Origin of the sequence: Moorena sp. SIO1F2, assembly GCF_010672755.1 — a bacterium.
Taxonomy (GTDB): domain Bacteria; phylum Cyanobacteriota; class Cyanobacteriia; order Cyanobacteriales; family Coleofasciculaceae; genus Moorena.
Genome location: NZ_JAAHFV010000528.1, coordinates 1 through 3196, shown reverse-complemented (window position 1 = coordinate 3196; position 3196 = coordinate 1). Strand labels below are relative to the sequence as shown.

The following is a 3196-nucleotide window of genomic DNA, read 5'->3' as shown; positions in this document are numbered from 1 at the left end:
GCGATGGGGAGATGGGGAGTTGGGGAGATGGGGAGATTTTTATTAAGGGTTCTCATATTAATAAGGTAAACAAGATTTTTTCGCTGTTCCCGATTCCCGATTCCCGATTCCCCATCTCCCCATCTCCCCATCTCCCCATCTCCCCATCTCCCCATCTCCCCATCTCCCCATCTCCCCATACTTCCCATACTTCCATCTCTTTACCTTTTGCCTTCAAATCCTAGGATCGTCCTGGCAAATAGTACTTAAAGTCCCTGGAGCCTTGATAGTCAGTGACATTAGCCAATTCTTCTAGAGTTCGGACACCAGGGAGCAATTCGCCATTAATTTGCCAAGTAGGATAGGATTGAATTCCAGCAGCGATACAGGCTTCTGTCTGAGCATTTTTGCCATCACGAGCACACTCTATATAATTGATTTGAGAGAATGCCTGTTTTCCAAACAGTTGCTTCTGCTCATAGCAGTGGGGACACCAGTAAGCTCCGTATTTCTTAGCACCAACTTCAGTCAAATGACGCGCCAGATCAATTTCCGATTGACCAGAGGTTGTGTTAACTTTCCAGCCACCAATAGCTGCGTTTGGCGCACCAGAGGCTGTGGGAATTGGACCACCATTATCTGCTGATGTGGCCACGGATTCCCCAACATTAGCATAAACGCCTAAGGTACCCACCAAGGTGATCATGCCCACGATCAGACCGATAAAGAAAATTTGACCAATATCGTCCCAACTGCGACCCACAAGGGTTAGGACTAGCAGGCTAATGGCAAATAATGCTGAAGTGATGCAGTATATACAGAGTGCTTGGATCTCAAACGCTAGCAAGTACATCAAGTAGCTACTGAACACTGTCATAGCTGCTGCACCTGCCAACAGCAGTAACCAAGTCCAATTTTCTAGTTTTGAGCGAAGTCCTTTCTTTGGGTCTCCCTTTACTAACAAGGGAGCCAAGGCAAATGTAGCCATACTGGTGTATGCCAAGAAACCAAACAAGGTTAGTGGCAGACCAAATATACTAGCATAAGGGCTGGAAAGGACATCATTACAGCTGGAAGCATTAGCTGCACCCGCGCTGCAAACTGCAGTACCACCTGTCAGTTTAACCACAGTCAGATAAGCAGTTAACAGGGCACCCACGACAGCGATCGCAGCAATCAGCTGACGGGACCAACGATAAATCCAGGGGGCAGAACGCCTGCGACTTACACTCATAATCTAGATAATGAGGAATAGGGGTTGCTTGAAATTTCTAACTACTACGTTATCAAGTCAAACAACCAATAGACAGAAATCAAGTTAACATACTGTTGAAAGTCAACCGGCCAACCTTGGCCTATTGGCCACGCGTGCGCGTTCAACCTGATAACCTTGGCCTATTGGCCACGCGTGCGCGTTCAACCGGCCAACCTTCAACCTTCAACTGGCCAACCTTCAAACAATTGGTTTTTCTTCTTGTTTAGCAGACACACTACTGCGTACTGCTTCCACAAATTGACTGACCCGAATCGGATCAATAGGTTGATCAATTTGTCCACGACGCTTGAGGGAACTAGAGACAATTACCCCATCAGCATATTGCATCAGGGTGGAGATATTTTCCCAATTAGCCCCACTGCCAATAAACACTGGTTTGCCCTTAGCCGCCGCCGAGGCTAACACCAGGTCTTGGGGATTAGTAGGAGTACCGGTTCCCCAGCCAGAGAGAATCACACCATCAGCTAACCCCCGCTCTATGGTTTCTTGTACAGCTATGGTGATATTCGGTGACTCCAAAGGTTGTCCATGTTTGACTAGAACATCAGCAAGAATCTTAACATCACTACCCAGTGCCCGACGGTAGCGCAAGAGTGTATGAGCCTGTCCCTCAATTAACCCCTGGTCTGTTGCCATAATCCCAGTCAGAACATTAACACGGATAAATTTAGCCCCTACACAAGTAGCAATTGCTAAAGCACTATGAGCATCATTGCGTAAAATATTGATCCCTATTGGTATGGGAACCAGGTTCATCAGTCGCTGGACTATGATCGTCATGGTACTGACTACTGCTGGATCGACCTGGTTTTTAGTAAATGGGGCGTCGAAAAAATTCTCAACAATCACCCCATCGACTCCACCAGACCCTAAGGCGGTGACCTCTTGCTCGGCTCGGTCAATCACAGCTTGCAGGCTACCCCCCCAGCGCGGGGAAGTAGGGAGTGGCAGCAAATGCACAACTCCTATGATCGGATTCGGTGTCTGGAAAATTTGCTCTAAGTTCACAATCGTGGGATGTTTGGAAGCCCCATCTCATCAGGGAGCGGGGAGGAAAAGCTACAGATAGAGGGAACCAGCGCCCCCTGTAGAAAACTTGGGAATTGAGAGTAGGGTCGGATGCCTTGTCTTGATGCAAAGCGCGAGTGGGGGAAACCCCCAAGACCGCGCTGCATCGCTTTCTGGCATCGGTCTACCACTGGCATTAATGGTAAAGCTATGGTGCTTACCCTTTTGATTACACCTGGGATTTAGTTCTCCCGGTTGCTAAAACCAGTCGCTCAAACCAATTGTATCGGTCAGTGCTATCCCCAAAGCAAGCACCTTAATTCCTGAAGACGATTTCTAGTGGTGGTAGGTTAACAGAGGTGAGCCCTAAAACTACTACATCTGTTTTTGATGCCTACTGATGCTAGGTCAAGGGTAAAATAGGATTATATATAGTACCAGTAGATTGTACCTTTGTCCTGTCAACTTTGAGCTTTTCGAGCTGCTTGTGGTTAAGAGCCCAGATCAGCACTACTCGATTTAATCCCTGTAGGAGCTCAGCCCCCCGCTCCCCCATAGAGGGAGCTTACCAACACGAGCCCGTTGGAGTCACGATCCCCGCGAGCCCATGATTTTCTGTGAGGGATATTTTTAGATTTCCTCATATTTTTTTGAATATTTTAATAAAATTTAATTTAGAATGAGTGTATAGGTTTTGATAGTGAAATCAACATGGAACATCAGTACTAGTAGATTAGCAGAGCAGATTAGGAGTTGAGCACATCACTTACACACTAAGCTCAATCACACCAAGCTCAATCAATGGTGTAAGGTTCTGGTAAAGGGCAGTAGGTTATGTGACTAAGCCGTAGTTGGACCTAGCACCCCATCGTCGGAAACCATTCTCTACGAGTAGAAAGTAGGTTGAACTATTTATTTTATCGCAAGTCGCCA

General features: G+C 46.9%; 2 protein-coding genes. Both read right to left on the bottom strand.

Annotated elements, in window-relative coordinates; translation table 11 throughout:
* Positions 1–220: 220 nt before the first annotated feature.
* Positions 221–1213 carry a vitamin K epoxide reductase family protein gene (locus F6J94_RS32210; RefSeq protein WP_293021395.1) on the bottom strand — a complete coding sequence of 331 codons (993 nt, stop codon included), beginning with the start codon at positions 1211–1213 and terminating at the stop codon, positions 221–223.
* Positions 1214–1432: 219 nt separating this feature from the next.
* On the bottom strand, positions 1433–2263 hold the full coding sequence (btpA, locus tag F6J94_RS32205) for a photosystem I biogenesis protein BtpA (RefSeq protein WP_071104593.1): 831 nt from the start codon (positions 2261–2263) through the stop codon (positions 1433–1435).
* Positions 2264–3196 lie beyond the last annotated feature (933 nt).